This window comes from Pelorhabdus rhamnosifermentans, assembly GCF_018835585.1.
Taxonomy (GTDB): domain Bacteria; phylum Bacillota; class Negativicutes; order UMGS1260; family UMGS1260; genus Pelorhabdus; species Pelorhabdus rhamnosifermentans.
In genome coordinates this window covers 92,969-99,564 of sequence record NZ_JAHGVE010000002.1, presented here as the reverse complement: position 1 = coordinate 99,564, position 6,596 = coordinate 92,969, and the positions used below count along the sequence as shown (strand labels likewise).

Annotated in this window: 4 protein-coding genes; all 4 read right to left on the bottom strand. The window is 40.7% G+C overall.

Annotation, left to right across the window (positions count from 1 at the left end; all coding sequences use genetic code 11):
- Positions 1–179: 179 nt before the first annotated feature.
- The gene (hydE, locus tag Ga0466249_RS03660) at positions 180–1,208 is read right to left on the bottom strand and encodes a [FeFe] hydrogenase H-cluster radical SAM maturase HydE (RefSeq protein WP_215828083.1); all 1,029 of its coding nucleotides are present in this window, start codon (positions 1,206–1,208) and stop codon (positions 180–182) included.
- A gap of 43 nt (positions 1,209–1,251) precedes the next feature.
- Positions 1,252–1,824: an HD domain-containing protein gene (locus Ga0466249_RS03655; RefSeq protein WP_215828082.1), complete on the bottom strand. Its 573-nt coding sequence runs from the start codon at positions 1,822–1,824 to the stop codon at positions 1,252–1,254.
- A 117-nt stretch (positions 1,825–1,941) separates the two neighbouring features.
- Positions 1,942–2,886 (bottom strand): EcsC family protein, encoded by a 945-nt coding sequence (locus tag Ga0466249_RS03650; RefSeq protein ID WP_215828081.1) that lies wholly within the window; start codon positions 2,884–2,886, stop codon positions 1,942–1,944.
- A 149-nt stretch (positions 2,887–3,035) separates the two neighbouring features.
- Positions 3,036–6,539: a pyruvate:ferredoxin (flavodoxin) oxidoreductase gene (gene nifJ, locus Ga0466249_RS03645; protein ID WP_246588456.1), complete on the bottom strand. Its 3,504-nt coding sequence runs from the start codon at positions 6,537–6,539 to the stop codon at positions 3,036–3,038.
- Between the last annotated feature and the right edge of the window lie 57 nt (positions 6,540–6,596).

Below are 6,596 nucleotides of genomic sequence, written 5' to 3'. Positions count from 1 at the left end.
ATATTTAATTATGTCTACCTCATCGGTTAGTACTTGATTATTATAAGGCCTATCACCATGTTTGTCAATAGATTTTATTTTATTTTATAAGCTGCTCAAACTAAAAATATGAATCAAAAGAGTAGGGACGAATTCTCCACTACTCTAAATATTACTGTAAGCAGTTCATTTTTTATTATTTATTCGCTCTTAGGACGGAATCCATAATCTGTAGAAACAAATCGCCCAATCCCCACAATTTTTCCAGTAATACAGCCGCGACAATGAGCTGGCGTATCATTAATACAGATCTTCCCCGGATACAGGGCATACAAACGACGGTAATCTCCTTCCGTTACATTAGGCATGACCACATTAGCACCTCTTTGCAAAGCTAAGATACGCCCTTGCGGATGAAGCGTCTCCATGGCTGTTGTGGCCGGAATATTAATATTGCGCAACAATAGCCGTACAAGCGCCATCACCTTAACACTTAAGTTAAATGTGCCACCTGCCTCATATTTTAGCGGTGTATCACCATTCGGTATAAAGGGACCAATTCCTATCATATCTGCATCAATCTCTTTAAAAAACAGAATATCATCAGCTAGTGATTCAATAGTCTGACCAGGCAGGCCCACAAGTGACCCACTGCCAAGTTCATAACCTAAGCTTTTCAGATCCATCAAACACCTAGCACGATGTTCCCAATTCATCCCCGGATCAAGACGCCTATAAAGCTCCTTGTCTGTTGTTTCGATTCGCAACAAATATCGATCAGCCCCTGCTTTTTTATACGCAGCATATTCTTCACGGCTTTTTTCACCAATACTCAGTGTAATTGCTAAATCGAGTTTTTTTATCTCGCGGATCACGGAAACAAGCTTATCTACTGTATAATACAAATCTTCACCAGACTGTAATACAACTGTCTGATAACCATAAGATTTTGCCTTACGTGCAAAATCAAGAATTGTTTCCGGCGCTAGACGATAACGTTCAATCACAGTATTATCACGCCGCAAACCACAATAACAGCAGTTTTGGCGACAAATATTTGAAAATTCAATAAGTCCACGCAAATGAACTGCATTCCCCATATAGTGCTGTCGAACCCGATCGGCCGCCTGGAATAATTCAGCATCCCAATCGCTCGATTTCAGCAAAATAGCCAGTTCTTCTTTTGTAAGCTTACCTGTCTTTTCCCCATTTTCAATCAGCTGGATCACAAATTCACCACCCAGTAAGTTTTAACAACGAGTCCTATAACATTTAAATGCCTTCAAAATAACAAGTAGCCATGTCTGCCATATGGAGTGCAGCCACAAGGGGCGATGATTTCATAGCCTTCGATAGACTTTGCCCACCTGTATAAGCACGAGCTGCATCATCAAAACCACCCATATGCCAGCGAATAGCCAACATTTCTTCATCTGTTAAGGCCAAATAACGTCCAAGTAAAATAACGGATTTTTCACCATGACCAATAGGAAACTGATCGTTAATTTCATATATCTCCACCTTTTCCCATTGTCCGCTTTTTTCATTTTTCCGATTACGCAATACTTTCCGATAAAAATTTGCTTTGCAAAGATCGTGAAGTAATGCCGTAATGAGAATTGTTTCATTAGAATAACGATCACTCAATCCAAATGTATCGATAATTTTAACCAGATTATCATAGACACCTAATGAATGGTCCACTAGGCCTCCCAGATAATTTCCATGATGATAGGCACTGGCGGGTGCCGAAAAGAAGTCCGTATCTTGTTCAAGAAAAGCAATAAATTCCTCAATGCCATCCCGATCTATTTGCTTCAGCAACTGAATAAAGCGTTCCTTCATATTTTCACTCCACTAATCCATTCAATTTTAGACCAAATACCCAGTCCGTAAATCAGTATACTCCTTTTACTACTTAATTAAAAGCGAATCATGGACTGTCTTTAACAAAACCTTATTTCACGAACGCAAGCGGCTTACTTCAACCTGCAAAAAATTTCGAATTGTTTCTTGATCATACTTATCTTCCAGAAAAAGCATGCGAAAATAATCTTTCGCAACTTGTTGCCCCATTTTCTGAAAAACCACATTTACACCACCATTTAAAACAGCCCCAGCTATCGGTAACAACATTGCCAGTTCCTTTTCAGTAATGACCATACCTAGTCGCTGCAGAACATAATAAAGAAGCCTTAACAGCTGTGGAGCCTCACTTTTCAGTAGGCGTTCATCAAAAAGACGCCCTGTATGAGACAGCAGAAACTGTTTAGACTGATAAATAGCCTCCACAGCCATAGATTTCCCCATGAAATAACTTTCATCAGCTAAATCCTGATGAGGTGAAAGAGCTGCCATAAAATGCGGCATATTCAAAGGATTCTCCACGGAATACCCATAGGTAGCACCAATTTGGCAAACATTGCGTGATAATATTCCAAAGGACAGAGATGCATCTGCCACTACAATAGCAGGGACAGTGACAACTCCCAAAACTGTTCCCGAGGCAAATGTCGCAGCCCCCCCCAGGACAACACCCTCCGTGCCAACGCATAGCACATTATCCATAGTATAGCTATCTGCAACCGCATCAATGTGTTCTAGGCGCAAATCTTTAATATCCGACAACGTTCGAATATAAATTTGCTTACGATGATATTGGCGCAAAATTTGCTTATCATTTGCCAACTGACCTGCTGTCTTCAACATTGTTTTTACGCCATCAGCAATTCCTGACGTAATAATTGATTGAACTTTTTGGAAGAGAATATTTTTAGAAAAACGCCCTCTTACTAAGATATTCTCCGATGGTCGCCCCCAAAGTTTCGCTAATTTTACAAGGGCTCCAGGCTCGACAATATGCTTAGCGACTTGTTGCAATACTTTTTGATCATACGCATCGAGCATGGATGAATTCCCCTCTCATTTTCCGCTTTATGCTGCTTATTTTCGGCAAAACCTTTGTCTCATCCTGCTTTTCGGCTATAAGAAAAAAGCCATTGCCCACAGCAATGACTTTTTTCTTATTGATTAATACTATTTTGTTGTCACAACAATTATTCAGCAGCTAATTTCTTGTAACCAGCTAATCTTTCTGCTGCATCTTTGGCAGTCTTAGCAAAGAGTTTGTCAGCAGTATCTGGATGTTCTTTCTTCAAAGAAGCATAACGAACTTCACCAAGCAGGAATTCCTTAAAGTCGCTTGTAGGCTCTTTAGAATCTAAGCTAAATGGATTTTTACCTTGATCTTTGAGTTCAGGGTTAAATCTGTACATAGCCCAGTAACCTGATTCAACAGCTTTCTTAGCTTCCAATTGACTTACACCCATGCCGCCTTTAATACCATGATTGATACAAGGAGCATAAGCAATAATCAGGGAAGGTCCTGGATAAGCTTCAGCTTCAGCAATAGCCTTTAATGTCTGATTTTTATCAGCGCCCATGGAAATCTGAGCTACATAGACATAACCATAACTCATAGCCATCATGCCGAGATCTTTCTTCTTCGTCAATTTACCGCTAGCAGCAAATTTGGCAATGGCTGCAGCAGGAGTTGATTTTGAAGACTGACCACCTGTGTTGGAATATACTTCCGTATCAAATACAAGTACATTGACATCTTCACCTGAAGCAAGAACATGGTCAAGTCCGCCATAACCAATGTCATAAGCCCAACCGTCACCACCAAAGATCCAATGAGATCTCTTGATGAAGAAGTCTTTGTTATCATAAATTTCATTAAGCAATGGATTATTGCCCTTTTCAGCTGCAAGTAAAGAAATAAGCTTTTCTGCTCTTTCACGTGTACCCGCAGCATTGCCTTCATTTGCAGTCCAATCAGAAAAAGCAGCTTTCAGTTCAGCACTGATGGAACCTTCACTAGCTGTCTGCATATCGAGAGCAATTTTTTCTCTTACTTGTTTTACACCTAAATACATACCTAAACCATATTCAGCATTGTCTTCAAAGAGCGAATTTGCCCAAGAAGGACCATGGCCTTTATGGTTCGTTGTATAAGGCATAGCTGGTGCACTTGCACCCCAGATAGAGGAGCAACCTGTAGCATTGGCAATCATCATGCGGTCACCAAAGAGCTGCGTAACGAGTTTGGCATAAGGTGTTTCTCCACAACCTGCGCAAGCACCGGAGAACTCAAGTAAAGGCTGTTCGAACTGACTGCCTTTTACAGTGCTCTTATTCATCGGATTGTCTTTTGGAGTTAAGGACTGCGCATAATTCCACAGTTCATCTTGATGAAGCTGTGAAGCAAGCGGTTTCATGACTAATGCTTTTTCCTTAGCCGGGCAAACCTGTGCGCAGTTGCCGCAACCGGAGCAGTCAAGCGGAGAAATTGCAATTCTAAAGCTTAAGTCATCTTTCGTACCAAGCGCTTTCTTGGCAGTAAAGCCTTCAGGGGCTTTGGCCATCTCGTCAGCATTTGCAAGTACCGGACGAATCACTGCATGAGGACAAACAAAAGCACATTGGTTACATTGGATACATTTATCTAGTTGCCATTCTGGAGCATTAATAGCAATGCCGCGTTTTTCATAAGCAGCAGTCCCTACAGGGAAAGTACCATCTTCCATGTCACCGACAAAAGCGCTGACAGGAAGTGAGTCACCCTCTTGTCTGTTCATAGGAATAAGAATATCTTTTACAAAGGCAGGAACTTCCTTCGTTTTGGTAGCTTTTGTATCTTTAATCGTTTTCCAGCTTTCAGGAACAGCGATTTTCACGATAGATTCAGTACCACGATCAATGGCTGCATTATTCATATCAACAACTTTTTGACCTTTTTTACCATAAGAAGTAACAACAGCTTCTTTCAGGTATTTCACTGCATCTTCAACAGGAATAATGTCAGCAATTTTGAAGAAAGCCGACTGCATAATCATGTTAATTCTGCCGCCAAGACCAATTTCCTGAGCAATTTTCACTGCGTCTAAGGTGTAGAAGTTAATATTGTTGTTGGCAATATAGCGTTTCATGAAATTAGGCAATTTTTCTTCCAAATCTTTAGCATCCCAAATACAGTTCAGAAGGAAATTACCGTTTTTCTTAAGCCCTGCAAGAACATTGTACTTGTCCACATAAGACTGATTATGTACAGCAACAAAATCAGCTTTATCTACAAGATAAGGCGATTTGATTGGTTTTTTGCCAAAACGCAAATGAGATACAGTAATACCACCGGATTTTTTTGAGTCATAAGCAAAATAGCCCTGAGCATACATTTCCGTATGGTCACCAATAATTTTAATTGCGCTCTTGTTTGCGCCAACTGTTCCGTCTGAACCTAAGCCCCAGAATTTGCAAGCTTTCGTACCAGGAATCGTTGCATCAATATCTTCAACAACAGGAAGTGATTTAAACGTTACATCATCATTGATACCAATGGTAAAGCCGTCTTTTGGAGTAACTGCTTTGAGGTTCGCATATACAGCAGCAATGTCGGCAGGAACTACTTCTTTAGAGCCGAGACCATAACGACCGCCAATAATAATCGGCTGGAATTTTTTACCATAGAAGGCACTCTTGACATCAAGATAAAGTGGTTCAGCTAAACAACCCGGTTCTTTGGTTCTATCAAGAACAGCAATTTTCTTTACTGTCTTAGGAATATATTTAAAGAAATGCTCCAGTGAGAAAGGACGATATAAATGAACAGTCAACAGACCGACTTTTTCGCCTTTGCCATTGAGATAATCAACAGTTTCTTCAATTGCATCACAGGCAGAACCCATAGCAATAATTAATCTATCAGCATCTTCGGCACCATAGTAGTTAAACAGGTGATATTCTCTGCCTGTTAATTTACTCATTTCGGCCATATATTGTTCTACGATTTCAGGAAGGGCTTCATAAGCCTTATTGGATACTTCGCGTTCTTGGAAGTAAATATCAGGATTTTGTGCAGTACCACGAACAACTGGATGATCAGGATTTAACGCTCTTCTTCTGAATGCGCTCACAGCTTCTCTGTCAAGAAGTTTATCCAAGTCTGCATAATCAAGAACTTCGATCTTCTGAATTTCATGAGACGTTCTGAAACCATCAAAGAAGTTCATAAAAGGTACGCGACCTTTAAGGGCTGCCAAATGAGCTACAGCACTTAAATCCATAACCTGCTGTACACTGCTTTCAGCAAGCATAGCAAAACCAGTTTGTCTAGCAGCCATAACGTCTTGATGATCACCGAAAATATTCAAGGAGTTAGCGGCAAGTGCTCTAGCACTTACATGAAATACGGATGGTAACATTTCACCAGCAATCTTGTACATGTTCGGAATCATAAGTAACAAGCCTTGAGATGCGGTGTAAGTCGTTGTCAAAGCGCCAGCTTGCAATGAGCCATGTACGGCGCCAGCAGCACCCGCTTCAGACTGCATTTCCATTACTTTTACTTTTTGACCAAAAAGATTTTTACGCCCCTGAGCGACCCATTCATCTACATGTTCAGCCATTGGAGACGATGGAGTGATGGGATAGATTGCGGCAACGTCGGTAAAAGCGTACGAAATATGCGCTGCAGCGGTATTTCCATCCATAGTTTTCATCTTTTTCACAAAAACATCCTTCTTTCTGCGCAGTTTTGGTGGCTAAAACAGCAACCA

What these genes read in the sequence shown, in the direction of transcription:
- Ga0466249_RS03655 (WP_215828082.1), bottom strand. Translation starts at nt 1,824, where the DNA reads ATGAAGGAACGCTTTATTCAGTTGCTGAAGCAAATAGATCGGGATGGC.
- nifJ (WP_246588456.1), bottom strand. Translation starts at nt 6,539, where the DNA reads ATGAAAACTATGGATGGAAATACCGCTGCAGCGCATATTTCGTACGCT.
- Ga0466249_RS03650 (WP_215828081.1), bottom strand. Translation starts at nt 2,886, where the DNA reads ATGCTCGATGCGTATGATCAAAAAGTATTGCAACAAGTCGCTAAGCAT.